Annotated in this window: 22 protein-coding genes and 2 riboswitches; of the genes, 7 read left to right on the top strand and 15 right to left on the bottom strand. The window is 63.7% G+C overall.

Translation table 11 applies throughout. From position 1 onward, the window contains the following. Positions 1-110 precede the first annotated feature (110 nt). The 4 genes from gcvP to hrpA form a co-directional block, all read right to left on the bottom strand. The gene (gene gcvP, locus ACK2VC_RS14510; RefSeq protein WP_486731093.1) at positions 111-3,011 is read right to left on the bottom strand and encodes an aminomethyl-transferring glycine dehydrogenase; all 2,901 of its coding nucleotides are present in this window, start codon (positions 3,009-3,011) and stop codon (positions 111-113) included. A 178-nt stretch (positions 3,012-3,189) separates the two neighbouring features. Further along, the gene (gene gcvH / locus ACK2VC_RS14505) at positions 3,190-3,570 is read right to left on the bottom strand and encodes a glycine cleavage system protein GcvH (protein WP_486731092.1); all 381 of its coding nucleotides are present in this window, start codon (positions 3,568-3,570) and stop codon (positions 3,190-3,192) included. A gap of 27 nt (positions 3,571-3,597) precedes the next feature. Beyond that, entirely contained in the window at positions 3,598-4,713 is a 1,116-nt protein-coding gene (gene gcvT / locus ACK2VC_RS14500; protein ID WP_486731091.1) for a glycine cleavage system aminomethyltransferase GcvT, read from the bottom strand. Between the two features lie 74 nt (positions 4,714-4,787). Next, a riboswitch (glycine riboswitch) is annotated at positions 4,788-4,892 on the bottom strand. Positions 4,893-4,901: 9 nt separating this feature from the next. After that, positions 4,902-5,001: riboswitch (glycine riboswitch) on the bottom strand. Between the two features lie 58 nt (positions 5,002-5,059). Further along, entirely contained in the window at positions 5,060-9,013 is a 3,954-nt protein-coding gene (gene hrpA, locus ACK2VC_RS14495; protein WP_486731090.1) for an ATP-dependent RNA helicase HrpA, read from the bottom strand. Positions 9,014-9,038: 25 nt separating this feature from the next. On the opposite strand from hrpA, the gene argA reads away from it, so the two are divergent. Next, positions 9,039-10,349, top strand: coding sequence for an amino-acid N-acetyltransferase (gene argA, locus ACK2VC_RS14490; protein ID WP_486731089.1), 1,311 nt, complete (start codon positions 9,039-9,041; stop codon positions 10,347-10,349). A 172-nt stretch (positions 10,350-10,521) separates the two neighbouring features. Continuing rightward, on the top strand, positions 10,522-10,794 hold the full coding sequence (locus ACK2VC_RS14485; RefSeq protein ID WP_486731088.1) for an oxidative damage protection protein: 273 nt from the start codon (positions 10,522-10,524) through the stop codon (positions 10,792-10,794). A 116-nt stretch (positions 10,795-10,910) separates the two neighbouring features. On the opposite strand, the gene rpiA is transcribed toward ACK2VC_RS14485, so the two are convergent. Continuing rightward, positions 10,911-11,582, bottom strand: a complete 672-nt coding sequence (gene rpiA / locus ACK2VC_RS14480; RefSeq protein WP_486731087.1) for a ribose-5-phosphate isomerase RpiA — start codon at positions 11,580-11,582, stop codon at positions 10,911-10,913. A gap of 111 nt (positions 11,583-11,693) precedes the next feature. Between rpiA and ACK2VC_RS14475 the strand changes: the two genes are divergently transcribed. Beyond that, complete coding sequence (locus ACK2VC_RS14475) at positions 11,694-12,119, top strand: VOC family protein (protein WP_486731086.1); 426 nt, start codon at positions 11,694-11,696, stop codon at positions 12,117-12,119. 4 nt (positions 12,120-12,123) lie between these two features. Here the strand turns inward: ACK2VC_RS14475 and eda are convergent, their stop codons facing one another. Beyond that, positions 12,124-12,762 (bottom strand): bifunctional 4-hydroxy-2-oxoglutarate aldolase/2-dehydro-3-deoxy-phosphogluconate aldolase, encoded by a 639-nt coding sequence (gene eda, locus ACK2VC_RS14470; RefSeq protein ID WP_486731085.1) that lies wholly within the window; start codon positions 12,760-12,762, stop codon positions 12,124-12,126. Positions 12,763-12,798: 36 nt separating this feature from the next. Continuing rightward, positions 12,799-14,718, bottom strand: a complete 1,920-nt coding sequence (gene edd / locus ACK2VC_RS14465) for a phosphogluconate dehydratase (RefSeq protein ID WP_486731084.1) — start codon at positions 14,716-14,718, stop codon at positions 12,799-12,801. A gap of 254 nt (positions 14,719-14,972) precedes the next feature. Here edd and pgi point away from each other — a divergent pair, with 254 nt between their 5' ends. From pgi to tal, 4 genes are read left to right on the top strand one after another with little or no spacing between them, the layout of a single operon-like run. Further along, positions 14,973-16,622, top strand: coding sequence for a glucose-6-phosphate isomerase (gene pgi / locus ACK2VC_RS14460; protein ID WP_486731083.1), 1,650 nt, complete (start codon positions 14,973-14,975; stop codon positions 16,620-16,622). A 57-nt stretch (positions 16,623-16,679) separates the two neighbouring features. Next, positions 16,680-18,152 (top strand): glucose-6-phosphate dehydrogenase, encoded by a 1,473-nt coding sequence (zwf, locus tag ACK2VC_RS14455; RefSeq protein WP_486731082.1) that lies wholly within the window; start codon positions 16,680-16,682, stop codon positions 18,150-18,152. 4 nt (positions 18,153-18,156) lie between these two features. Further along, positions 18,157-19,008 (top strand): SIS domain-containing protein, encoded by an 852-nt coding sequence (locus tag ACK2VC_RS14450; RefSeq protein ID WP_486731081.1) that lies wholly within the window; start codon positions 18,157-18,159, stop codon positions 19,006-19,008. 11 nt (positions 19,009-19,019) lie between these two features. Continuing rightward, the gene (tal, locus tag ACK2VC_RS14445) at positions 19,020-19,955 is read left to right on the top strand and encodes a transaldolase (protein ID WP_486731080.1); all 936 of its coding nucleotides are present in this window, start codon (positions 19,020-19,022) and stop codon (positions 19,953-19,955) included. Between the two features lie 20 nt (positions 19,956-19,975). Here the strand turns inward: tal and ACK2VC_RS14440 are convergent, their stop codons facing one another. The 8 genes from ACK2VC_RS14440 to ACK2VC_RS14405 form a co-directional block, all read right to left on the bottom strand. Beyond that, positions 19,976-20,620, bottom strand: coding sequence for an FMN-binding negative transcriptional regulator (locus tag ACK2VC_RS14440; protein WP_486731079.1), 645 nt, complete (start codon positions 20,618-20,620; stop codon positions 19,976-19,978). Positions 20,621-20,665: 45 nt separating this feature from the next. After that, positions 20,666-21,124 carry an OsmC family protein gene (locus ACK2VC_RS14435; RefSeq protein ID WP_486731078.1) on the bottom strand — a complete coding sequence of 153 codons (459 nt, stop codon included), beginning with the start codon at positions 21,122-21,124 and terminating at the stop codon, positions 20,666-20,668. 50 nt (positions 21,125-21,174) lie between these two features. Next, on the bottom strand, positions 21,175-22,026 hold the full coding sequence (locus ACK2VC_RS14430) for an ABC transporter permease (RefSeq protein WP_486731077.1): 852 nt from the start codon (positions 22,024-22,026) through the stop codon (positions 21,175-21,177). A 2-nt stretch (positions 22,027-22,028) separates the two neighbouring features. After that, entirely contained in the window at positions 22,029-22,838 is an 810-nt protein-coding gene (locus tag ACK2VC_RS14425; RefSeq protein WP_486731076.1) for an ABC transporter ATP-binding protein, read from the bottom strand. 194 nt (positions 22,839-23,032) lie between these two features. Continuing rightward, positions 23,033-24,070, bottom strand: coding sequence for an ABC transporter substrate-binding protein (locus ACK2VC_RS14420; protein ID WP_486731075.1), 1,038 nt, complete (start codon positions 24,068-24,070; stop codon positions 23,033-23,035). A 179-nt stretch (positions 24,071-24,249) separates the two neighbouring features. Next, complete coding sequence (locus tag ACK2VC_RS14415; protein ID WP_486731074.1) at positions 24,250-25,494, bottom strand: CaiB/BaiF CoA transferase family protein; 1,245 nt, start codon at positions 25,492-25,494, stop codon at positions 24,250-24,252. Positions 25,495-25,507: 13 nt separating this feature from the next. Next, positions 25,508-26,104 carry a recombination mediator RecR gene (gene recR, locus ACK2VC_RS14410; RefSeq protein ID WP_486731073.1) on the bottom strand — a complete coding sequence of 199 codons (597 nt, stop codon included), beginning with the start codon at positions 26,102-26,104 and terminating at the stop codon, positions 25,508-25,510. A gap of 218 nt (positions 26,105-26,322) precedes the next feature. Beyond that, positions 26,323-26,649 carry a YbaB/EbfC family nucleoid-associated protein gene (locus ACK2VC_RS14405; protein ID WP_486731072.1) on the bottom strand — a complete coding sequence of 109 codons (327 nt, stop codon included), beginning with the start codon at positions 26,647-26,649 and terminating at the stop codon, positions 26,323-26,325. Between the last annotated feature and the right edge of the window lie 16 nt (positions 26,650-26,665).

Here is a 26,665-nt window from a genome sequence, read left to right as displayed (position 1 = left end):
TTTCGGCGCCGCAGCAGCGGCAGCGTCCAAGCGGGGCAGATCAACGCCAAAGGCAAAAGCAACGGCAAAACTGGAAATGCCGGTTGGCCCCTTGGCAGCCGGCACACATTCTATTCATATTCGGCAATCGGCACGCAGCCGCAGAACAGATGGCGGTCGCCATACGCATTGTCGGCACGCCCGACCGCCGGCCAGTATTTCTGCTGCCGCAGCGATGCCACCGGCCAGGCGGCAAGAGTGCGGCTGTAGCCATGCTCCCAGGCATCGGCGGTAACCGCCTGCGCGGTGTGCGGCGCATGCTTCAGCGGGTTGTCGAGACGATCAAATTCGCCGCTTTCCACCTTGGCAATTTCGGCGCGGATCGCGATCATGGCGTCGATGAAACGATCCAGTTCACGCTTGGATTCGCTTTCGGTCGGCTCGATCATCAGCGTGCCGGGCACCGGGAAACTCATGGTCGGCGCGTGGAAGCCATAATCCATCAGGCGCTTGGCCACATCTTCATTGCTGATGCCAGTGGCCGCCGTCAACGGCCGCAGGTCGAGGATGCACTCGTGCGCCACCAGTCCGTCGTGGCCGGAATACAGCACCGGATAATGCGGCGCCAGGCGGCGCGCGATGTAGTTGGCGGCGAGGATGGCGACTTCGGTCGCTGCGGTCAGCCCGGCCGCGCCCATCATCGCGATATACATCCACGAGATCGGCAGGATGCTGGCGGAACCGAACGGCGCCGCGCTGACCGCGCTGATACCGGCGGCGTCGCGCTGATAGCCGACGCTGCGCACGTTCGGCAGGAACGGCGCCAGGTGCGCGCCGACCGCCACCGGGCCGACGCCGGGGCCGCCGCCGCCGTGCGGGATGCAGAACGTCTTGTGCAGGTTCAGATGGCTGACGTCGCCACCGAATTGGCCGGGTGCGGCGAGGCCGACCAGCGCATTCATGTTGGCGCCGTCGATGTACACCTGGCCGCCGTGCGCATGCACGATCTCGCACAGTTCCCGGATGCCTTCCTCGAACACGCCATGCGTCGACGGGTAGGTCACCATCGCCGCCGCCAGATTCTTGCCGTGCAGTTCGGCCTTGGCCTGCAGGTCCGCCAGGTCGACGTTGCCGCGCTCGTCGCAGGCCACCACCACCACCTGCATGCCGGCCATGCTGGCCGAGGCCGGATTGGTGCCGTGCGCCGACGACGGAATCAGGCAGATGTTGCGATGCCCCTCGCCGCGCGCGGCGTGATAGGCCTGGATCACCAGCAGGCCCGTATATTCGCCCTGCGAACCGGCGTTCGGCTGCAGCGACACCGCCGCATAGCCGGTGGCGGCGCATAGCATGTCTTCCAGTTGATCGATCATTTCGCGGTAACCGACGGTCTGCTCGGTCGGCGCATACGGGTGGATCGCGGCGAATTCGGGCCAGGTGACCGGGATCATTTCGGAAGTCGCGTTCAGCTTCATGGTGCACGAGCCGAGCGGGATCATGCTACGGTCGAGCGCCAGGTCCTTGTCGGCCAGGCTGCGCAAATAGCGCAGCATTTCGTGCTCGGCATGGTAGCGGTTGAACACCGGATGGGTCAGGTAGGTGCTGGTACGCGCCAGCGCATCCGGGAACGCGGCATCGACACCGGCTTCGATGGCGTCGAACTCGGCAGCCGGCGATTGCCCTTCATGCGCAAAGATCGACCACAGCAGCGCCACATCCTCGCGGCCGGTGGTTTCGTCGAGCGAAATACCGACGTGATGGTCGTCGATCTGACGCAGATTGATGCCATGCGCGCGCGCTGCCGCGTGCAACCGGTCGGCCAGTTTGACCTGCACCATCAGGGTGTCGAAATACGCCTGGTTGAGGATGCCGTAGCCCATCCGGCGCAGGCCGGCTGCCAGCACGCCGGTATAGCGATGCACCCGCTGGGCGATGGTGCGTATCCCTTGCGGGCCATGGTACACCGCGTACATCCCCGCCATCACCGCCAACAGCACCTGCGCGGTGCAAATGTTGGAAGTGGCCTTCTCGCGCCGGATATGCTGTTCGCGGGTTTGCAATGCCAACCGGTAGGCCTGGTTGCCCTGCGCGTCCTGAGTCACGCCGACCAGGCGGCCGGGCATGCTGCGCTTGAATTCGTCGCGTGTGGCCAGATAGCCGGCATGCGGGCCGCCAAAGCCGAGCGGCACGCCGAAGCGCTGGCTGTTGCCGACCACCACGTCGGCCCCCCATTCCCCCGGCGGCGCCAGCAAGGCCAGCGCCAACAGGTCTGCAGCCACCACCACCAGCGCGCCCTTGGCGTGCAGCGCGGCGACGTATGCGCGGTAGTCGCGCACCTCGCCGTTCACGCCCGGATATTGCAGCAGCACGCCGAAGCAGTCGTGGTGCAGCGCCGTGTTGTCCTCACCCGCGCCGCTGCAGGTACGCACTTCGATGCCGAGCGGTTTGGCTCGGGTTTCAATGATCTCGCGCGTCTGCGGCAGAACGTCCTCCGCCACATAGAACACGTTCGATTTCGACTTGCCGACCCGCTGCAGCAGGGTCATCGCTTCGGCTGCTGCGGTACCTTCGTCCAGCATCGACGCATTGGCGATCTGCATGCCGGTCATGTCGGTGATCATTTGCTGGAAATTGAGAATCGCCTCCAGGCGCCCCTGCGAGATCTCCGGCTGATATGGCGTGTAGGCGGTGTACCAGGCCGGGTTTTCGAACAGGTTGCGCAGGATCACGCCGGGCGTGACAGTGTTGTAATAGCCCTGCCCGATCAGCGACTTGAACACTTGGTTCTTGCCGGCCAGCTCCTTCAGTCTGGCCAGCGCCGCCTGCTCCGGCAGCGCCTCCGAAAACTCGCCAAGCGGCAAGGCTTCGCGGCGGCGAATGCCAGCCGGCACGATGGCGTCGATCAGCGCGCCGCGGCTGGGATAACCCACCGCGGCCAGCATGGCTTGCTGTTCGGATTCGGAGGGGCCGACGTGGCGGGCGACGAAGGCGTCGCGCGCTTCGAGTTGGGACAGGCTGTGGCGGGTAGTCATGGTCTGGAGTGAGCGGAAGTGATGGCTGACAATTGGGATAGAAATTTCGGGGAAACGTGGCTCGTGCCGAATCGCCCGTACCTTTAACCTGCGCCCTTCCCGCGCAGGCGGGAACGCATGTGTTCCCGCCTAAACCCGCGGGAACGACATGGAGATACGCTGGCGATTCGAAAACGGGTCAGGCGCCGATAGTCTTGCCGTAGGCTGCGGCATCCAGCAAGCCATCCAGTTCAGCGGGATTGGCAGGCTTCAGCTTGAACAGCCACGCCTCATAGGCATTGGCGTTGATCTGCTCGGGCGCGTCGCCCAGCGACTCATTGACTGCCAGCACCTCGCCGCCGATCGGGGCGTAAATGTCGCTGGCGGCCTTGACCGATTCCACCACCGCGCATTCCTTGCCGGCCACCAGCGTCTGGCCGACTTTCGGCAGCTCGACGAACACGATGTCGCCCAGCGCATCCTGCGCGTATTCGGTGATGCCAACGGTCAGCGTACCATCGGCTTCGGTGCGCACCCACTCGTGCGATTCAGCGTATTTCAATTCTGCAGGAACATTCATTTGCGACTCCAGGGAAAAAATTTTGAATCAGGAAACCAGAATCTTGCCATTACGCACGAAGGGCAGCTTGACCACGCTCGCCGCCAATTTCTTGTCGCGGATTTCAACCTGCACCGTGTCGCCGAGCGCCACGCCGAGCGGCAGGCGCGCCAGCGCGATCGCCTGCTGCATGGTCGGGCTGAAGGTACCGCTGGTGATTTCGCCATCGCCTTGCGGCGTCAGAACTTTTTGATGCGCGCGCAGCACACCGCCCTTTTCGCGCAGCAGCAGTCCGAGCAATTGCTGCTTCTGGCCATGCTCGACCAACGCTGCCTTGCCGACAAAATCGCGCGGCGCCGTCAGATCCACGGTCCACCCTAGGCCGGCATCGAGCGGGCTAACCGTCTCGTCCATGTCCTGGCCGTACAGATTCATGCCGGCTTCCAGGCGCAGCGTGTCGCGCGCGCCGAGTCCGGCCGGGCGTACGCCGGCATCCGCCAGCGCCTGCCACAGCGTCACCGCCTGCGTTGCCGGCAGCGCGATTTCAAAACCATCCTCGCCGGTATAGCCGGTACGCGCCAGCATCACTTCGCCCAGCGGCGTGCTGGGCACGATCACGGCGCTGAACGCCTTGAGTTGCTCGGACGCTGCCTGGGTCTGCGGCAATACCTGCCATACCTTGGCGCGTGCCTGCGGCCCCTGCACCGCAATCAACGCCATTGCACCGTCACCGCTGCGGCGCTGCGTGATCGCGACTCCGCTGCCGGTTTGCAGGTTGTGCGCCTCGATCCAGGCAATGTCCTTGTCGGCGGTGCCGGCGTTGACCACCAGCCGGAACCAGTTTTCCGCGAAAAAATAAACGATCAGGTCGTCGATCACGAAACCGTCCGGATTCAGCATGCACGAATACAGCGCACGGCCGGGAATTTGCAGTTTATCGATGTTGTTGGCCAGCAATCCGCGCAGAAAGGCGCGGGCGTTGTCGCCCTGCAGATCGACCACGCACATGTGGGAGACGTCGAACATGCCACAGTCATTGCGCACCGCCTGGTGCTCTTCGATTTGCGAACCGTAATTGACTGGCATGTCCCAGCCGCCAAAATCGACCATGCGGGCGCCGGCGGCGCGGTGGGTAGCGTTTAAGGGCGTCTCTTGCAGCGTCATGGAAACCTCGTACCAATGGAATAGGGAAGCGAACCGGGCGGATCGAGCGTGTCAGCCCATCCCGCGCGTTACACGCAGACCCCTCTGTCCTTGGTACCTGAGAGATTACGGGATGAATCCCGTGCGCCCCTTCGGTGGGCGGTCCGCGTGCGCGGCCGCCGCTCTCCAGAGTTGGAAGAACCTGTCTTCCATCCCGTTCAGTCCTTTTGCCTGAGAGTTTTTGGGTGGTGCCCCTTCGGCCGCAACGCGCGCAGTGATGCAACGGCTGCTTTCTCCTGAACAGGACCTGCGAATATATGCGCTCCGCCCAACCATGTCAATTTTTACGGCAGGATTTCCGGCCCAGCTACCGCTGCATCGACTCCCACACTTTTTGCAGGCGCTTGGCCGACACCGGCATCGGTGTCCGCAACTCCTGGGCGAACAGCGACACCCGCAGCTCTTCCAGCAGCCAGCGGAACTCTGCCATCTTGGGATCGTTCTGATGCACGCCGTGGCGCTCCTTCTGCGCTCGTTGCCACGGCGCCGCCGCCTGTTGCCACTCTGCCATCAACCGGGCATCGCGCGTGGGATCGACGCGCAGTTTTTCCAGCCGCACATTGATCGCCTTCAGGTAGCGCGGGAAATGTGCCAATTGCGCATAATCGTTGTCGGCCACGAAACGCTTGCCGATCAACGCCTGCAGTTGTGCCTGCATGTCGGCGGCGGCCGCCGCGTGCGCCTTCGCCCCCTGCAACTTTTTCGGCAGCGCGTGGTATTCGGCCAGGATGTGCCCCGCCAGACGCGCGATTTCGTTCACCAGCAGGTTCAGGCGCGCCTTACCCTCGTCGCGGCGCTTTGCAAATTCGACGGCGTTTTGCGGCAAGGGCGGCTGCAGGCAGGCACGCTCCAGCCCGGCGCCGATGATCTGCTCGCGCAATTCTTCCTGCGAGCCGAGGGCGATGAATTGCATGCCCATTTGTTGCAGTCCGGGAATGTTTTTTTCCAGGAATTTCAGTTGCTCCTTCAATTGCAGCGCGAACAGCCGGCGCAGGCCGATCCGGTGCACCCGCGCCGCCTCGGCCGGATCATCGAATACCTGCAGTTCGCAATGCGTCGTCTTGTCCACCAGCGCCGGAAAGCCGATCAGGGTCTGCTTGCCCTGCCGGATTTCCAGCAGTTCGGGCAATTCGCCGAACGACCAGGTAGTCAGGTTCTGATGTTCGGCGGCATGCCCGGCGCCGGCATCGGCGCCACCCTGCGCTGCTTTGTCGCCCTGCCCCGCCTTGGCGACCGGCGCCGGCGCGGCAGCGGCCGGGGTGACGGCGCTTGCGGCAGGCGTCGCGGTTTGTTCCACCAGGCGCTGAAAGCTCTGGCGCGCCTGGCCGCCGAATTCGGCCTGCAGCGCGGCCAGGTTGCGGCCCATCTCCAGTTGCCGGCCATGTTCGTCGATCACCTTGAAATTCATGAAGTGATGCGCCGGCAGGGTTTCCAGCTTGAAGTCGCTGACCTTGGCGGCAATCCCGGTCTCCTCGCGCACGTCGGCGATCAAGGCGTCGAGCAGGCTGCCGCTGCCGAACGCTTGCCGCTCCTCGATCCGCGCGCAAAACCTGGCTCCAAAATCGGGCAGCGGCACGCAGTGACGGCGCAGTTTTTGCGGCAGCGACTTCAGCAGCAAATGCACCTTTTCTTTCAGCATGCCGGGCACCAGCCATTCGCAGCGCGTCGCCGACACCTGGTTCAAGGCATACAGCGGCACGCTCAAGGTGACGCCGTCGCGCACCGCGCCCGGCTCGAAGTGATACGACAGGCCCATGTCGATGCCGGCCACCATCATCTGCTTGGGAAACAGCTCGGTGGTGACGCCGGCCGCTTCGTGCCGCATCAACTCGTCGCGGTTCAGGTACAAGAGTTTCGGGTTATTGGCGCTGGCGTCCTTGAGCCACCTCTCGAAGGCGATACCGTTGCAGATGTCGGCCGGAATCAGCTTGTCATAGAACGCCGCAATCAGCTCCTCGTCCACCAGCACATCCACCCGGCGCGACTTGTGTTCCAGGTTTTCGATCTCGCGAACCAGCTTCTGGTTGTGCGCGAAGAACGGCGCGCGGGTGTCGAATTCACCGCCGACCAATGCATCGCGAATGAAGATTTCGCGCGCCTCGGCCGGATTGATGCGGCCGTAGTCGATGCGGCGCTGGCTGTACACCACCAGGCCGTAGAGCGTGGCACGCTCGTAGGCCGAGACTTGGGCGGTGCGCTTTTCCCAGCGCGGCTCGCCGTAGGATTTCTTCAGCAGGTGGCCGCCGATCCGTTCCAGCCATTCCGGCTGGATCTGTGCGATGGTGCGCGCATACAGACGCGAAGTATCGACCAGTTCGGCGGCGACGATCCACTTGCCCGCCTTCTTGCCTAGGTGCGAACCGGGCCAGATATAAAATTTGATGCCACGCGCGCCAAGATAGCTCGACTCATCTTCTTGCTTGAAACCGATGTTACCGAGCAAGCCTGTTAGCAAGGCGCCGTGCAACTGTTCATAGGTGGCTGGCGCCTCATTCAGGCGCCAGCCCTGCTCGCGCACGATGGTCAGCAGCTGCGAATGGACGTCGCGCCACTCGCGCAGCCGCAGTTGCGACAGGAAGTTAGCGCGGCAGTGTTCCTGCAACTGGCGGTTGGTCTTCTTGTGTTCGATCTCGTCGGCGAACCATTTCCAGATTTTCAAATAGCTCAGGAATTCGGATTTTTCGTCGACGAATTTCTTGTGCGCGGCGTCGGCCGCCGCCTGCGCTTCCAGCGGCCGGTCGCGCGGGTCCTGCACCGACAGCGCGGCGGCGATGATCAGCACTTCGGTCAGGCAAGCGTTGTCGATGGCAGCCAGGATCATGCGGCCGATGCGCGGATCGAGCGGCAACCGGGCCAGCTTGTGGCCGAGCGGCGTCAGCCGGTTGGCGTCATCCACCGCCCCCAGTTCCTGCAGCAGTTGGTAGCCATCGGCAATCGCACGCCCTTGCGGCGGTTCGATGAATGGAAAGCTTTCGACGTCGGTCAGGCGCAAGGATTTCATGCGCAAAATCACCGCCGCCAGTGACGAGCGCAGGATTTCCGGTTCGGTGAATTTCGGCCGCAGCAAGTAATCCTGTTCCTCGTACAGGCGGATGCAAACGCCGGCCGCGACCCGGCCGCAGCGGCCGGCGCGCTGGTTGGCAGCCGACTGCGCCACCGGCTCGACCTGCAATTGCTCGACCTTGTTGCGATAGCTATATCGCTTGACGCGCGCGGTGCCGGTATCGACCACGTAGCGGATGCCGGGCACCGTCAGCGAGGTTTCGGCGACGTTGGTGGCGAGCACGATGCGGCGCGCATTCGAGGCCTTGAACACCCGTTCCTGTTCTTGCGCCGACAGCCGCGCAAACAGCGGCAGGATTTCCACATGCGGCGGATGGTGCTTGCGCAACGCTTCGGCGGCGTCGCGGATCTCGCGTTCGCCGGGCAGGAATACCAGCACGTCGCCGGAGCCGATGCGCGCCAGCTCATCGACGGCGTCGACTACCGCCTCCATCAGGTCGCGCTGCCCTCGCTCCTTTTGCGCGGCGCTGGGAGCGCTGCCGGGCTTGACCTCGCTGCGATCGGCCGAATCGACCGGACGGTAGCGGATTTCGACCGGGTATAGCCGGCCGGATACCTCGATCACCGGCGCCGACTGCTCGCCGCGCGCGAAATGGCGCGCGAAGCGCTCGGCATCGATGGTGGCCGAGGTGATGATCAGCTTCAGGTCGGGCCGGCGCGGCAGCAACTGCTTCAGGTAGCCGAGCAGGAAGTCGATGTTCAGGCTGCGCTCGTGCGCCTCGTCGATGATCAGCGTGTCGTACTGGCGCAGAAACGGGTCGCTCTGGGTTTCCGCCAGCAGGATGCCGTCGGTCATCAGCTTGACCGAGGCGCCGGCGCTTAGCGTGTCGTTGAAGCGCACCTTGAAGCCAACATGCTCGCCCAGCGGCGAGCGGAGCTCCTGGGCGATGCGCTTGGCAGTGCTGGAGGCTGCGATGCGGCGCGGCTGCGTGTGGCCGATCAGGCCGTGCTGGCCGCGCCCGAGCTGCAGACAGATCTTTGGCAACTGGGTGGTCTTGCCGGAGCCGGTTTCACCGCAAACAATGATGACCTGGTGCGTGCGCAACGCGTCGCCGATTTCGGCGCGCCGCGCGGAAACCGGCAGCTCTTCCGGAAAGGTAATTGGCGGCAACGGGTTGCGCACGATTGGCGCCGGTTCAGGTTGCGGCCGGGCACGGCCACGGGGGCTGGTTTTTTGAGGCGGTTCGGGTACGGACATGACGGCTCGAATTATAATGCGCCTCATGGAAAATCCAGATCAATTCGTCGGCTGGCTACGCTCGGTCGCGCCTTACATCCACGCGTTCCGCGGCAAGACCTTCGTGGTCGCCTTTCCCGGCGAACTGGTCAAGGCCGGCGCGCTGCCGGTGCTGGCCCAGGACCTGTCGCTGTTGCATGCGCTCGGCATCCGCATCGTGATCGTGCACGGCAGCCGCCCGCAGGTCGAGGAGCAACTGGCGCTGCGCAATGTCGAGGCGCATTTTCACAACGACTTGCGCATCACCGATAGCGCGGCGCTGGAATGCGCGAAGGAAGCGGCCGGCGAATTGCGGCTGGACATCGAGGCCGCCTTCAGCCAGGGCTTGCCGAACACGCCGATGGCGCATGCGACGATTCGCATCATTTCCGGCAATTTCGTCACCGCGCGCCCGATCGGCATCATCGACGGCGTCGATCTGCAGTTGACCGGCATCACGCGCAAGATCGCCTACGAAACCATCCATCCGATCCTGGCCGCGGGGTCCATCGTGCTGCTGTCGCCGCTCGGCTTTTCCCCGACCGGCGAGGCATTCAACCTGTCGATGGAAGACGTGGCGGTAGCGGCGGCAATCGCCTTGCGCGCGGAAAAGCTGGTGTTCATCAGCGAAACGCCGATGATGACCGATGCCGCCGGTGCCGAAATCCGCGAGCTGTCGGCGCATCAGGCGGAGGCCGTGCTGGCCGCCGATTGCCTGCCGGCGGATTCGGCATTCTATCTACGGCATGCGATCCGCGCCTGCCATTTCGGCGTGCCGCGTGCACATATCGTACCGTTCGCGCTGGACGGCTCGGCGCTGCTGGAACTGTTCACGCACGACGGCGTCGGTACCATGATTTCCTATGAGAACCTGGAAAGCCTGCGCGAAGCGACGATCGAGGATGTCGGCGGCATCCTGAAACTGCTGGAACCGCTGGAGGCCGATGGCACCCTGGTCAAGCGCGGGCGCGAGTTGATCGAACGCGAAATCGACCAGTTCACCGTAATCGAGCATGACGGCGTGATTTTCGGCTGCGCCGCGCTATACCCGTTCCCGGAAGAACGGATGGCGGAAATGGCAGCGCTGACGGTGAACCCGGAAGCCCAGACCCAGGGCGACGGCGAGCGCATCCTGAAGCACATGGAAAACCGCGCGCGCGCCGCCGGCATGAAGAAACTGTTCGTGCTGACCACCCGCACCGAACACTGGTTCCTGAAGCGCGGCTTCGTGCGCGCGACGATCGACGACCTGCCGAAGAACCGCCAGCAGATGTATAACTGGCAACGCAAGTCGCTGGTGCTGATAAAGAACCTTTAACATCATTGCGGGACAGAGTTTGTGAGACGCCTAGGCGTCGAGCTACTCTATTCCCAACAAATCAAAACGAAACATCGAGCACGGTCAGCTACCGCAGAAAAATCTGTTGAGCACCCACCAACGACACCGGGTTCCCGCCTCCGCGGAAACCACATGAATCAAGGAGAAACACATGGCCCGCATGGTCCACTGCATCAAACTGAACCGGCAAGCCGAAGGACTGGATTTTCCGCCGTATCCGGGCGAACTCGGCAAACGGATTTATGAAAACGTGTCGAAGGAAGCCTGGGCCGCGTGGCTGCGGCATCAGACCATGCTGGTCAACGAAAACCGGCTGAACCTGGCCGATGCCAGCGCCCGCAAGTACCTGGCGCGCCAGATGGAAAACCACTTCTTTGGCGACGGTGCCGATGCCGCCGCCGGCTATGTGCCGCCGGCCCGCTAGCGCAGCGAGTCCGAGAGGATATCTGGCGGCTCCGTAATTAACAGGAGTATTTTAGAAATCGTCCAATTTATATACGGAAATAGCCGATTTTCAAGCATACTCCCTAATTTTACGAATCAGAACGTCAGCGCCCTGACGCCGTCCGGGGTACCCAGCAAGCAGACGTCGGCGCCGTGGCGGGCAAACAAACCAACCGTGACGACGCCGGCGATATTGTTGATTTCTGCCTCCAATTGCGCCGGCTGTTCGATCTTCATTCCCGCCAGATCCAGGATCAGGCAACCGTTGTCGGTCAAGAGCGGCTGGCCGTCCTTCATCCGCAGGCGCGGTTCGCCGCCCAGCTTGGCCAGTTGCCGCGCGACCGCCGCGCGCGCCATCGGAATCACTTCCACCGGCAGCGGAAACGCGCCCAGATAATCCACCAGCTTGGAGCCGTCGGCGATGCAGACGAACCGCCGCGCCACCGAAGCGACAATCTTCTCGCGCGTCAGCGCCGCGCCGCCACCCTTGATCATCGCGCCCTGCGGCGTGATTTCATCGGCGCCGTCGATATACACCGGCATCGATTCGACGTCGTTCAGGTCGAACACCGCGATGCCATGCCCGGCCAGCCGCGCCGCGGTGGCGTCCGACGAAGCCACCGCGCCTTTGATCCGGTGCTTGATTTTTGCCAATTCGTCGATGAAGAAATTGGCGGTGGAGCCGGTGCCGATACCAATGATCTGGCCGTCCACGACGTACTCGATGGCGGCACGCGCGACCGCCTGTTTCAACTGGTCCTGATTCATGATGTCCGCCTCAAAAAAAGAATCCGCGTATTTTACGCGCGCCACCGCGCACCGGCTTCGCGGCTTGCCACTACAATTCCGGTTCCATCCCTTTTCGCCCGAGGAATTCCGATGCCGACACTGCGCCCCTTCCACCTTGCCTTCCCGGTTCACGATCTAGCCGCCGCGCGCGCCTTTTACGGCGGCGTATTGGGTTGCGCCGAGGGGCGCAGCTGCGACGAATGGATCGACTTCGATTTCTTCGGTCATCAGTTGGTGGCGCACCTGGTGCCGACGCAATCGCGGCTGGCCGGCGCCAACGCGGTCGATGGCCACAATGTGCCGGTGCCGCATTTCGGCCTGGTGCTATCGATGGCCGAGTGGCGCGCCAAGGCCGAGCAGTTGCAGCGGGCGGGCGTGAAATTCGAAATCGAACCGCACATCCGCTTCCCCGGTTTGCCGGGAGAGCAGGGAACGATGTTCTTTTTCGATCCGAGCGGCAACGCGCTGGAGATCAAGGGCTTCGAGAACATGCAGCAGCTGTTCGCCAAGCAATGACCGGTTAGCCGCGCAGGCGGCTGGCCACCGTTGCCAGCGCGGTAATCCGCGCCCAGTCGCCGGCGGCCAGCGCATCTTTCGGCGTCAGCCAGGAACCGCCAACGCAGGCGACATTCCGGCAGGCAAGGAATTGCCTGGCATTGTCCGGCGAAATGCCGCCGGTCGGACAGAACACCATCTCAGGCAAGGGCCCGGCCAGCGCGTTCAGCATGCCGACGCCGCCTGCCGGCACTGCCGGAAACAGCTTTACCCGGCGAAAGCCGGCGGCGCGCGCCGCCATCACTTCGGACGGCGTCATCACGCCCGGCAACAGGCGCAAGCCGGAGGTACGAGCAGCTTCGATCAGCGCCGGCGTCAGCCCCGGCGAGACGCCGAATTCGGCGCCGGCATCGCGTGCGGCGATGAATTGTGCCGGCTCGGTCAGGGTGCCGACGCCGACAATCGCCTGCGGCACCTGCGCGGTGATGGCGCGAATCGCCTCCAGCCCGTGGACAGTACGCAACGTCACTTCCAGTACGCGAATGCCGCCGGCCACCAGCGCCTTCGCCAGCGGCACCGCCTGCGCCGGATCGTCGATTGCAATCACCGGCATCACCGGCGACAGCTGCAGGATTTCCAGCATGGTCACGCGTGGCAGTTTCATAGTCGCTCCAAGATCGATGTCCGCTGGCGGGGCGGCCTATTTGACCAGGATGTCCTCATCCGAGCCGGGCGCCTGATCCAGCACGTCATGCGTATTGTTGGTCGGCACCGGCGGCATCAGCGAGGATGCCAACGGCGGCGGCAACGCAAACGTGGCTCCGCCCTCTTCCGCGGTGCTGACCGCGGCGCGAAAGGTGGCAAACAGCTCGCGTCCCATGCCGACCTGGTTGGCCGACAAATCCGCCTGCTCGATCTCGCGCGCCTGCCACTCGGCGTCAGCCACCAATGCCTGCAGCAGGCCGGTAGCGGCGTCCAGCCGGATCAGGTCGCCATTGCGCACTTTCCCCAGCGGCCCGCCGGCCGACACTTCGGGCGAGACGTGAATCGCCGCCGGCACCTTGCCGGAGGCGCCCGACATGCGGCCGTCGGTCACCAGTGCCACCCGGTAACCGGCGTCCTGCAGGCTGCCCAGGGCTGGCGTTAGCGCGTGCAATTCCGGCATGCCGTTGGCGCGCGGCCCCTGATAACGCAGCACGGCGACGAAATCACGCTCCAGTTGGCCCGCCTTGTAGGCCAGCATGAAATCTTCCTGCGATTCGAACAGCATGGCCGGCGCCTCGATCGTCCGGTGCTGCGGCTGCACGGCGGACACCTTGATTACCGCCCGTCCCAGATTCCCGCGCAGCAAACGCAGCCCACCGTCGGCTGAAAACGGCAGCGCAACCGGACGCAATACTTCCTTGTCGGCACTATGGGCCGGTGCATCCTTCCAGACTGCCACACCATCCTGCAGGAACGGTTCGCGGCAATGCGCGCGCAAACCATGCCCGAGGATGGTCGTGACATCGTCATGCAGCAGGCCGGCATCCAGCAATTCGCGGATCAGGAGACCGGTGCCGCCGGCGGCGTGGAAATGATTGACGTCGGCTTCGCCGTTCGGATAGATGCGCGCCAGCAATGGGACCGCGGATGACAATTGGTCGAAATCATCCCAGTCGATGACGATGCCGGCGGCGCGCGCGATCGCCACCAAGTGCAACGTGTGGTTGGTCGAGCCGCCGGTGGCCAGCAGCGCGACGATGGCGTTGACGATTGCCTTTTCGTCGACCACGCGCCCGAGCGGGATATAACTTTGCCCCTGGTCGGTGATTTCCACCACGCGCCGCGCCGCAGCGGCAGTCAGCGCCTCGCGCAATGGCGTGTTGGGGTGGATGAAGGCGGCGCCTGGCAGGTGCAACCCCATCACTTCCATCAACATCTGGTTACTGTTGGCGGTACCGTAAAAGGTGCAGGTGCCGGGGGCATGATACGACTGTGCTTCCGACTCCAGCAATTCGTCGCGGCCGATTTTTCCCTGCGCATACAGTTGCCGGATCGCCGCCTTTTTCTGGTTCGCCAAACCGCTGGGCATTGGCCCGGCCGGCACGAACAGGGCCGGCAAATGGCCGAAATGCAGGGCTCCGATCAGCAGCCCCGGCACGATCTTGTCGCAAATGCCGAGCAGCAGTGCGGCGTCGAACATGTTGTGCGACAAGGCGATGGCGGTAGCCATGGCGATCGTGTCGCGTGAAAACAGCGACAGTTCCATGCCCAATTGCCCCTGGGTGATGCCATCGCACATGGCCGGCACGCCGCCGGCAAACTGCGCCACGCCGCCGGCCGCACGCACCGCATCGCGAATGATTGGCGGGAAACGTTCATACGGCTGGTGCGCCGACAGCATGTCGTTGTAGGCCGAGACGATTGCCACCGACACGCTCCTGGTTTGCTTCAACTTCAGCTTGTCGCCGGCGGGGGACGCGGCAAAGCCATGCGCCAGGTTGGTGCAGGACAGCGAACTGCGTTGCACCCCGGCACGCCGGGCGGCTTCCAGCCGGAACAGATAGGCGGCACGATATGGCGCACTGCGCTGGATGACCCGCGCGGTAACACCAGCCACGGTCGGGTGAACAGGCATGATCAACTCCTGGCTTGAAAACCGTGATGAAATTTTACTACACGCCGGAACTTGGATCGAATTCAGACATCGCCAATTCAACCCGAGTCAGGCCGGATTACTCCCCGATTTTTCTCCATGGAAAATACATTTCCAGGAAGAACAATCTTGTTTCTCGCGCAGAAACACTGGCATCACGTTACCGTTTTTGTAGTGAAATTACATATAAATCGAGTATATTTGACAGCTTTCCCTGTTTCCCTCCTTACATCGCCATGGACCAGCAGCCACCCAACCTGACCGCCAGCTCCGAATTCCAGGCGCTGCAACGGCATGCAGGTGACGCCCGGCACTGGCACATGGCGCAATTGTTCGCGCAGGACGCCGAGCGCTTTACACGCTTCTCGCTGGAGGCGGCCGGCCTGTTTCTGGATTATTCAAAGAACCGGCTCGACGCCCAGACCCTGTCGCTGCTGCTGGCGCTGGCGCACGCGCGCGGCGTCGAGGCGCGACGCGACGCCATGTTTGCCGGCGCCCCCATCAATACCACCGAGCACCGGGCGGTACTGCACACGGCTCTCAGGGCGCCGCGCGACGCCATGATCGAGCTGGACGGGCGCAACCTCAGCGCCGACGTCCATGCGGTGCTGGAACGCCTGTACGCGTTTGCCGCCAAGGTGCGCGATGGCCACTGGCTCGGCTATGACGGCCGACCGATTACCGATGTCGTGCACATCGGCATCGGCGGCTCCGATCTGGGGCCGAAAATGGTTTGTCAGGCGCTGCGCCCGCTGGCGCATCCGCGTATCGCGCTGCATTTCGTCTCGAACGCCGACGACCGCGATCTGGCGGCAGCATTGGCGCAAGTCGATCCGGCCACGACGCTGTTCGTGATCGCCTCCAAGACCTTCACCACGCTGGAAACCATGATGAACGCGCGCAGCGCGCGCGCCTGGTTTTTGCGACACGGAGCCGAAGCGGACCTACCGCGCCATTTCGTCGCGGTGTCGAGCAACATGCCGGCGGTGAAGAGCTTTGGCATCGATCCGGATAACATGTTCCCGATGCGCGACTGGGTCGGCGGTCGTTATTCGATCTGGTCGGCGATCGGCTTGCCGGTGGTGCTGGCAATCGGACCCGATTGTTTTGCACAATTTTTAGCCGGCGCCCACGCCATGGACCAGCATTTTCAAAGTGCGCCGCTGGAAGCCAACATGCCGGTGCTGCTGGCCGTGGTTGGCCTCTGGAACCGCAACTTTCTGGACTGCAGCTCGCTATCGATCGCACCCTACCACCAGGGCCTGAAATACTTCCCAGCCTATCTGCAGCAACTGGAAATGGAAAGCAACGGCAAGCGCGTAACGCTGGACGGCAAAGAACTCGGCGTCGCGACTTGTCCGGTGGTTTGGGGCGATGTCGGCACCAACGGCCAGCACGCCTATTTCCAGTTGCTGCATCAGGGCAGCGACATCACGCCGGTGGATTTCATCGCGGCGCTGCAGCCGGTACCGGGCTTTGCCGGCCATCAGACGGTCTTGCTGGCCAACTGTTTCGCGCAGTCGGAAGCGTTCATGCGCGGCAAGAGCCTGGAACAGGTGCGCGCGGAAATGCGGCAGCAAGGGATGGCTGCGGTCGACATCGCCGAACTGGCGCCGCACCGCACCTTTCCCGGAAACCGCCCCAGCAATACCCTGCTGATGGAGGAGTTGAGCCCGGCTGCGCTGGGCGCGCTGATTGCGCTCTATGAGCACAAGGTATTGGTCCAGGGCACGATCTGGGGTGTCAACAGCTTCGACCAATGGGGCGTCGAACTGGGCAAGCTGCTGGCCAAGAATATCGAGGAAGAATTGACCGGGGCGGCAGTGCCGGATCGGCACGACAGCTCCACCAATGGATTGATCGCACGGGCGCGCGCCGCGTTGTAGCCGGCCGCGCGCCCGCCCCTCGGCCACCATACCGCGCCCGGCAGAAAGTTTCGCATCATGGTTCTATCGGATTTCGACCTGATCCTGTTCGGCGGTACCGGTGATCTGGCGCTGCGCAAGCTGCTGCCGGCGATGTATGGACGTGAACGCGCGCTGGAATTGCCGCCGGCCGCGCGCATCGTCTGCATCGGGCGCAATCCGGGCAACGATGCCGAATTCCTGGCCATGGTTGAGCGCGACGTCAAGCCGTATATCGCGCCGGACCTGCTGCGCGAGGATACCTGGCAGACCTTCCGCCACCGGATTCGCTACTACGCCCTGGACGCTGGCGATCCGGCGGCGTATACCGCGCTGGCAACCGCGCTGCGCCCCGGTCCCGAGATCATACGGGTGTTCTATCTGGCGACGCCGCCGGCGCTGTTTGCCGGCATCTGTCGCAACCTGGCGGCCAGCGGCCTGGCGACACCCACCACCCGCGTGGTGCTGGAAAAGCCGCTGGGGCGCGACCTGGCCAGCGCGCGCCGGATCAATGCCGAAGTCGGCGAACTGTTTTCAGAATCGCAAATCTTTCGCATCGACCATTACCTGGGCAAGGAAACCGTGCAGAACCTGCTGGCGCTGCGCTTCGGCAACGTGCTGTTCGAGCCCCTGTGGCGGCGCGAATGGATCTCCGACGTGCAGATCACGATCGCCGAGGAACTGGGCGTCGGCAACCGCATGGATTACTACGAGACTTCCGGCGCGCTACGCGACATGCTGCAAAACCATCTGCTGCAATTGCTGTGCATTGTCGCCATGGAACCGCCAGTATCGATCACGCCGGATGCGGTACGCGACGAAAAGCTGAAAGTGCTGCGTTCGCTGAAGCGCCTCACGCCAACGGCGCTGGCGCAGAACGTGGTGCGCGGCCAATACCGCGCCGGTCACGTCGGCGGCGTCGCGGTGCCCGGCTATCGCCAGGAAGCAGCCGCCAATCCGGAGTCGCGCACCGAGACCTTCGTCGCGCTCAAGGCGGAAATCGATACCTGGCGCTGGGCTGGCGTGCCGTTCTACCTGCGCACCGGCAAGCGCATGGCGGACCAACTGGCGGAGATCGTAATCCGCTTCAAGCCAGTGCCGCATTCGATCTTTGCCCAGCACAACAGCAGCTTCCAGCCGAATTGCCTGGTGATCCGGCTGCAGCCGGACGAAGGCTTGCACCTGAACCTGATGGCCAAGACGCCGGGCGAAGGGATGCGCCTGAAGCCGGTGCAACTGGAGCTGGATTTCCGCACCAGCTTCAAGACCCCACGCATGGAGGCCTACGAGCGGCTGCTGCTCGACGTGCTGCGCGGCCAGTTGACGCTGTTCATGCGCAGCGACGAGCTGGAAGCGGCATGGGAATGGGTTGCGCCGATCCTGGAATACTGGGAGCAGGAAGAAAACGAGCCGATTCCGTATGCCGCCGGCACCTGGGGCCCGGCTGCGGCCAGCGCGCTGATCGGCCGCGACGGCTTGCAGTGGCGCGAAGAAGCGCTGCCGGAAATGTAGGCCGATGCTGCTCGATGCCATCCGCAGCCAGCTCGATGCGCTCTCGAAGTCGGAGCAGAAAGTCGCGCGCGCAATCCTGCATAATCCACGGCTGGCTCTGGCGTCCAATCTGGCCACGCTGGCGCGCAACGCGCAGGTGTCGGAACCGACCGTGGTGCGCTTCTGCCGCGCCATCGGCTACCACGGCTGGCGGGAATTCAAGCTGAGGCTGGCGCAAGGCGTGGCGCTGGCGCTGCCCGGCAGCGACCGCCCGTTGGCGCCTGGCGATCTCGCGGCGGACCTGGTCGACAAGCTCTGCAGCCGCTCAATCAATACCCTGCTCGATTTGCGCAATCACCTTGACCCTGATGCCATCCAGCGCGCACTGGCGGCGCTGGCGGCAGCCGGTAAAATCGAGCTGTACGGGCAGGGCAGCTCCGGCATCGTCGCTGCCGACGCGCAACACAAGTTTTTCCGCTCGGGCGTCCCGGCCATCGCCTACAGCGATCCGCATCTCCACAGCATTGCCGCCGCGCTGCTGAAAAGGGGCGATGCAGTGATCGCCATCTCCCAGCACGGCAACAGCGAGACGCTGCTGCGCAGCGTGCGGCTGGCGCGCAGAAGCGGTGCCGAGGTGGTGGTGCTGGCGCCGTCCGGCACGCCGCTGGCGGCGCTGGCCACGGTGCTAGTGCCGATCGACCTCGGCGCCAGCCAGGACCCGTACGCGCCGATGTCGGCGCGGCTGGCGCATCTGGTGGTGATCGATATCCTGGCGACCGGGCTGGCGCTGAAGCGCGGGCCGGAGTTCCGCAAGAAAATGCTGCAGGCGCAAAAGGCCCTGCAAAAATTCGACATGCAACTCGATTCCTACCTTTGAAAGAGAACTCGATGAATCAACTGCAGCAATTGAAGCAAAGCACCACCGTCGTCGCCGATACCGGCGACTTCCAGACCATGAAGGCATTCGCGCCGCAGGACGCCACCACCAATCCATCGCTGATCCTGAAGGCGGTGCAAAAGGACGAGTACCGGCCACTTTTGGAAGCAACGGTGCGCGAGCATGGCGGCAAGCCGGTGGCCGAGATCATCGACCGTCTGCTGGTCGCCTTCGGCCTGGAAATTCTCTCCATCATCCCCGGCCGCGTCTCGACCGAAACCGATGCCCGGCTGTCGTTCGACACCGCAGGCTCGATCGCCAAGGGCCGGGCGCTAATCGCGCTATACGAAGCGGCCGGCATTCCGCGCGAGCGCATCCTGATCAAGATCGCCTCGACCTGGGAAGGTATTCGCGCCGCCGAAGTGCTGGAGCAGGAAGGCATCCGCTGCAACATGACGCTGCTGTTTTCGCTGCCGCAGGCGGTCGCCTGCGCCGACGCCGGCGCGCAACTGATTTCGCCCTTCGTCGGCCGCATCTACGACTGGCACAAGAAATCCAGCGGCCAGGAATATGCCGGTGCCGACGACCCCGGCGTGCAGTCGGTACGGCGCATCTACACCTACTACAAGAAATTCGGCTACCGCACCGAGGTGATGGGCGCCAGCTTTCGCAACACTTCGCAAATTCTGGAGCTGGCCGGCTGCGATCTGTTAACCATCAGCCCGGAACTATTGCAACAACTGGCGGCGAGCAACGCGCCAGTAGCCCGGAGGCTGGACCCGTGCGCCGCGCGTGCCGCCCAACTGGAAAAACTGACGCTCGACGAAAAGGCCTTCCGCAGCATGCTCAACGACGACGCGATGGCGACCGAAAAGCTGGCGGAAGGCATCCGCCTGTTTTGCGCCGATGCCGTCAAGCTGGAAAAAATGATCGAAGCGCTACGCTGAAGCGTGGGCGCCGGGCAGCCTTAGCGCGACACGTTCGCTTTCTGCGCCACCGCATCGGCCATCGTCAGCGCTTCGGCATCGCCGCGCGCGCGCAGTGCCCGCACCACACCGTCACGATCCGCCGCCGAGCGGTTCTGGTTGACCTTCCACTTGCCGACCAGTCGGGCGATCGGAACTTCGAGGCCGACGATTCCGCTCAATTGCTGCTCGATGAACTCAGGCGGCGCGTCGGCCACCTTCCAGGGCGCGGCAAACCCCGCCTCCTGGCGGTTGGTCAGGCGGTTCACATGTGCCCGCAGCCAGGCGGCATCGTCGATCACCCGCAACGGACCGTAGGCATGCACCACCATGTAGTTCCAGGTCGGTACTACCTTGCCGGTTTCCTGCTTGGTTTGATACCAGGACGGCGTGATATAGGTGTGGGCGCCCTGGAAGATGGCCAGCACCTGGACCTCCGGATTGAACTCGCGCCACAGTGGGTTGCCTCGCGAGACATGCGCGCGCAGGGTGCCGAATGGCGCCGGCTCAGGATCGATTTCAAACGGGATGTGGTTGGCATTCAACCCGCCGGCATCCAGCGTCACCAGCGCGCCGAACGGCTGCGCGCCGATCAATTGCTGCAAGACCTCGACGCGCTTTTCTTCGAACTGGACGGGCAGATACATGGGGCTTCCTCGTGCGGTTGAATGGTGTGACGATCAGGCGCGCGGTCAGGCGTTCTCCACCACCACCTCGGCCTTCAGCGAATTGGCGATATAGCAATGGTGATGGGCCTGTTCGTGCATGTGCGCCAATACATCGGCGGCGGGCGCCGTGCCGGAAAAACCAATCTCCGGCCGCAGCACGATGCGCGTGATCGCCACCCTGCCCTCGCTGTTTTTTTCCATCACGCCATAGGCCGGATCGACGTAGCTGTCGACCACGAAGCCGGCGCGCGCCGCGAACGACAGGAAAAACAGCATGTGGCAGCTGGAGGTGGCGGCCACCAGCGCCTCTTCCGGGTCGACATTGGCGGCCTCCGACATCGGCAGCGGCACCGAGAGCGGCGAGGACGAGGCCGGCACACGGGCACCGCCGTCGAATTCCCATTCGTGGGCGCGGCTGTAACGGTTGTCGACGAACTTCTGCTGGTCGCGCTGCCAGCGGATCGTCGCTTCGTAGCGGTGCATGGTCCCCTCCATTCGCGGTCATCCTTTAAATTTTACGCGCACCGCTCCGGCTAGAGTTTCTCGGTCTCGCCCGCCTTCGGCTGCCATTTCATCAGGCGCTTCTCGACCACGCCGACCAGGCCGTCGAGCACCAGCGCGAACGCGGTCAGCACCAGGATGCCGGCGAACACGGTGTTGATGTCGAAAGTGCCCTCGGCCTGCAGGATCAGGTAACCGACGCCGCGCGCCGAACCCAGGTATTCGCCGACGATGGCGCCGACGAAGGCCAGCCCGATCGAAGTGTGCAGGCTGGAAAACACCCAGGAAGTCGCCGACGGCAGGTACACCTGACGCAGCAATTGGCGCGCGTTGGCGCCCAGCATGCGGGCGTTGGCCAGCACTACCGGACTGACTTCCTTGACGCCCTGGTAGACGTTGAAGAACACGATGAAGAACACCAGCGTCACCGCCAGCGCCACCTTGGACCAGATACCGAGCCCGAACCACATGGCGAAGATCGGCGCCAGGATCACGCGCGGCATCGAGTTGGCGGCCTTGAGGTAGGGATCGAGGATCGCCGAGGCCAGCGGCGACAAGGCCAGCCACAGCCCGACCGCCAATCCGAGCGTGGTGCCGATGCCGAACGCCAGCAGGGTTTCGGTCAGGGTCACCAGCAGGTGCGAATAAATCTCGGCCGGAAAATGTAGTGTGAACCAGGTGGCGTCGCCGAAGCCGACTTCCAGGCTGCCGCTGCCGATCGTGAACCATTGCCAGATGCGCAGCAGCACCTTGGCCGGTTCGCCGAAGAAGAACGCGGCTTTCGGGTCGCGCGAGACCGCATGCCAGAGCGCGAAGAACGCGACCAGCACCAGCGCCTGCCAGAAGCGCAGGTTCCTTGGGTTGGGTTTGAGGAGGCGCCACATGCTCAGACCGCCCGCTTCTGCTGTTGATAGCCTTTTAACACTTCGTCGCGCAGCACGCCCCAGATCTGCGCGTGCAGTTCGACGAAGCGCGGGTTGCTGCGCACCTCGGTGACGTCGCGCGGGCGCGGCAGGTCGATTGCGAATTCGCCGATCGGGCGCGTCGCCGGGCCGGCCGACAAGACCACCACGCGATCCGACATGCCGATCGCTTCGTCCAGGTCGTGGGTGATGAACAGCACCGCCTTCTTCTTCGCGCCCCACAATTCCAGCACTTCGTTTTCCATCAATTGCCGGGTCTGGATGTCGAGCGCCGAAAACGGTTCGTCCATCAGGATGATGTCGGGATCGCGGATCAGGGTCTGTGCCAGCGCCACGCGCTTGCGCATGCCGCCCGACAGCTGGTGCGGATAGCGGTCGCCGAAGCCTTGCAGGCCGACCCGCGCCAGCCAGTCCTGGCCCTGGCGCGCCGCTTCGTCGGACGCGACGCCGGCGAACTGCAGGCCGGCAATGACGTTGTCGAGCGCGCTGCGCCACGGCATCAGCGCCTCGGCCTGGAACATATAGCCGGCGCGCCGGTTGATGCCCAACAGCGGCTGGCCGAACACCTGCACCGTGCCGGAAGACGGCTGCAGCAGGCCGGCGGCGACGTTCAGCAGCGTCGACTTGCCGCAGCCAGTAGGGCCGACCACCGAGACGAATTCGCCCGGCGCGACCGCCAGCGTGGTGTCGGCCACTGCGGTGTAGCGCTGCGACGGATCGTCTTTCGAGACGAAGGTGCAACTGATATTTTCCAGCAGGAGCGCAGGGGTCATGGATAGGGATGCTGTGAGGTGTTGGCTGCGGCCGTCTCAAACCACAATACTTCCTTGTGCCGCCCCCGCGCTGGTGGGAATGCATGCATTCCCACCAGCGACATTGGCTCGTAACGCCGCTGGATTCCCGCCTGCGCGGGAATGACAGTCTCCTGCAAGTTTGTCGTAACTGAACCGCGTAACGGCTGCGGCCATCATTTGTATTTGGCGTTGGCCTTCTTGACGAAGTCGTTGGTGAACGTCTTCGCCAGGTCGATCTTCTTGTCGCGCAGATCCGGCTCGAAGGTCCGCAGCGTCTTGAGCGCGGTGGCCGGGCCGGCCGCGGGGAAGCTGCCGTCTGGCGAGATCGCCTCGCGCACCTTGGTGAAGGCGTCGATGTACAGCGCGCGGTCGCCCAGCAGGAAGTTCTCCGGCACCACCTTGATCAAGTCGGACGGGCCGGCCTTCTGAATCCAGTGCAGCGCACGCACCATGGCATTGGTCAGCGCCTGCACCGTATGCGGGTTTTTCGCCAGGAAGGCTTCGGTGGTGTACAGCGTCGCCGCCGGCATCGGGCCGCCGTAGATGTCGTTGGTGTCCTTCAGCGTGCGGGTGTCGGCCACCACCTTGACGTCGTTGCTCTTCTCCAGCATGGTGATCACCGGATCGAGGTTGGCCATGGCGTCGATCTGGCCCGAACGCAGCGCCGACAAGGCGCCGGCGGCGGTGCCGACGCCGATGAAGGAGACGTCGGTCGGCTTCAGCCCGGCCTTGGCCAGGACGAAATTGGCCATCATGTTGGTCGACGAACCGGGCGCGGAAACGCCGATTTTCTTGCCCTTCAGGTCGGCCAGCGACTTGTAGTCGGGCATGGTCTTGTTGGACACCACCAGCACGATCTGCGGCGCCCGCCCCTGCAGCACGAAGGCCGTGATCGGCTGCGCCTTGGCCTGCATATTGATCGTGTGTTCGTAAGCGCCCGAGACGACGTCGGCGCTGCCACCGACCAATGCCTGCAGCGCCTTCGAGCCGCCGGCGAAATCGGAAATCGTCACCTGCAGGCCTTCATCCTTGAAATAGCCGAGCTGCTCGGCGATCGTCAGCGGCAGGTAGTACAGCAGGTTCTTGCCGCCAACCGCGATCGAGACTTTTGGCTTTTCCAGGGTTTGCGCAAACAGCTTGCTGTTAAAGGTGAAATAGCCGAGCAGGAATAGCCCGATGGCAATCGCAAACTGCTTCCAGTTGAATTTCATATCGCCTCCTTGTATTTTTCTTGCCCGCGCTAACAACGGGAGTATATCGAAATTTTCTTTTTTATACGCTCGGAAAAAGCCATCTATTAATGGAGTATATGTATAACAAAGATATTGTACGGGTTGCCATCCAAGAATATCCGCTTTGCCGGCAATACGCGAATCTAAATCACCTACCTTTAAATCACCCCTTGCTGCCGCAGCGCCTCGATCTGCGCCGGATCGTAGCCCAGTGCGGCCAGCACTTCCTGGTTGTGCTGGCCCAGTTCCGGCCCCAGCCATTTGGTTTCGCCCGGCGTGGCCGACAGCTTGGGCGTGATCGCCGGCAGCTTGATCGGCGTGCCGTCGGCGAACGCGTGCTGCTCGAACATGTTGCGCGCCAAAAATTGCGGATCGCCCAGCATGTCGCGCACCGAATAGATCTTGCTGACCGGCACGTCGGCCTGCTTCAGCACGGCCAGCGCGGCGTCGATACCTTGCGTGTCGCACCAGGACTGGATCGCGCCGTCGATCTCGGCGGTGCGCGGCACGCGGCCGTCGTTGCGCGCCAGTTGCGGATCGCCGGCCAGGTCGGCACGGCCGATGGCGCACATCAGGCGCTTGAAGATGGCGTCGCCATTGCCGGCGATCACGATGTTTTCGCCGTCGCGCGTGGTGTAGGTGTTCGACGGCACGATGCCGGGCAAGGCGCCGCCGGTGCGCTCGCGCACCACGCCGGCATAGTCGTATTCGGGCACCAGCGACTCCATCATGTTGAACACCGCCTCGTACAGCGCGACGTCGACCATCTGGCCCTGCCCGGCGACGCAGGCGGCGCCGGGCTTGCCGTTCCAGCGGCCGCCGCTGGCGTCGCGGTGGCGCAGCGCCATCATGGCGCCGATCACGCCGTGCAGCGCCGCCACCGAATCGCCGATCGAGATGCCGACCCGCAGCGGCGGCCGGTCCGGGTGGCCGGAGACGTAGCGCAGGCCGCCCATCGATTCGCCGATGGCGCCGAAGCCGGGCAAATCCTTCATCGGCCCGGTCTGGCCGTAGCCGGACAGGCGCACCATGATGGTGGCGGGATTGATCCGCTTCAGCTCTTCATAGCCGAGGCCCCATTTTTCCAGCACGCCGGGACGATAATTCTCGATGATGACATCGGCGTCCAGCGCCAGCCGCTTGGCGATTTCCTGCCCGCGCGCATCTTTCAGGTTGAGCGTGACGCTCTTCTTGTTGCGCGCCTGCACCGACCACCAGAGCGAGGTGCCGTCCTTCAGCACGCGCCATTGGCGGATCGGATCGCCGCCGTCGGGCGCTTCGATCTTGATCACCTCGGCGCCGAACTCGGCCAGCATGCGCGAACAGAACGGGCCGGCGATCAGCGTGCCCAGTTCCAGTACCTTGACGCCGGCCAGCGGCCCTGCTGGTTTTGGCTCTGCCATCCGCGACCTCCCGCTAGGTCGAACGCCGGTCCAGCATCGCGCGCGCGATGGTGCCGGCGTCGACATACTCCAGTTCGCCGCCGACCGGCACGCCGCGCGCCAGGCGGCTCACCTTCAGCCCGCGCGCCTTCAGGTTTTCGCTGATGTAGTGTGCGGTGGCCTCGCCTTCGTTGGTGAAATTGGTGGCCAGCACCACTTCCGTGACGATACCGTTGGTGGCGCGCGCGATCAGCTTTTCCAGGTGGATGTCTTTGGGGCCGATGCCATCCAGCGGCGAGAGGCGCCCCATCAGCACGAAATACAGCCCCTTGTAAGTCAAGGTCTGCTCGATCATCAACTGGTCGGCCGGCGTCTCCACCACGCACAGCAGGGTCGGATCGCGCTCCGGATCGAGGCAGACCTCGCACACCTCGTTTTCGGTGAAGGTGTTGCACATTGCGCAGTGGCGGATTTTTTCCACCGCCTGCGCCAGCGCCCGCGCCAGCATTTCGGCGCCCGGCCGGTCATGCTGCATCAGGTGATAGGCCATGCGTTGCGCCGACTTCGGGCCGACGCCGGGCAGGCGGCGCAAGGCTTCGGTCAGGAATTCCAGGCTGGAGGGAGATTTCACGGGAGGTGTCGGTTGTGCAAAGGCAAGGTTGGCTGGCAGCGTTCTGGTCGGATCGAGTTTTTGTTGTCGTTCCCGCGTAGGCGGGAACCTAGTGGCGTTCGGGTTACATGACCAGCCCTTCTGCTAGAGCGAACCTTGTGCGACCTTCTGTTTTGATCAGTTGGGGACAGAGTAATTCGCCGCGCTGCGGCGGCTCAAAAACTCTGTCCCGCAATAAATTAGAAAGGCATCTTGAAGCCCGGCGGCAGCGGCAGGCCGGCGGTCATGCCCGCCATTTTTTCCTGCGAGGTCGCTTCCGCCTTGCGCACCGCGTCGTTGAAGGCGGCGGCGACCAGGTCCTCCAGCATGTCCTTGTCGTCCGCCAGCAGCGACGGGTCGATCGAGACGCGCTTGACGTCGTTCTTGCAGGTCATCACCACCTTCACCAGGCCGGCGCCGGACTGGCCCTCGACTTCGATCGTCGCCAGCTGCTCCTGCATTTTCTTCATGTTGTCCTGCATTGCCTGGGCCTGTTTCATCAGTCCCGCCAATTGGCCTTTCATCATGCTTCTTTCTCCTTGA

This window comes from Herbaspirillum sp. WTB6, from assembly GCF_057457785.1.
The sequence above is the reverse complement of the archived record's forward strand: the minus strand, read 5'-3'. Positions and strand labels throughout refer to the sequence as shown.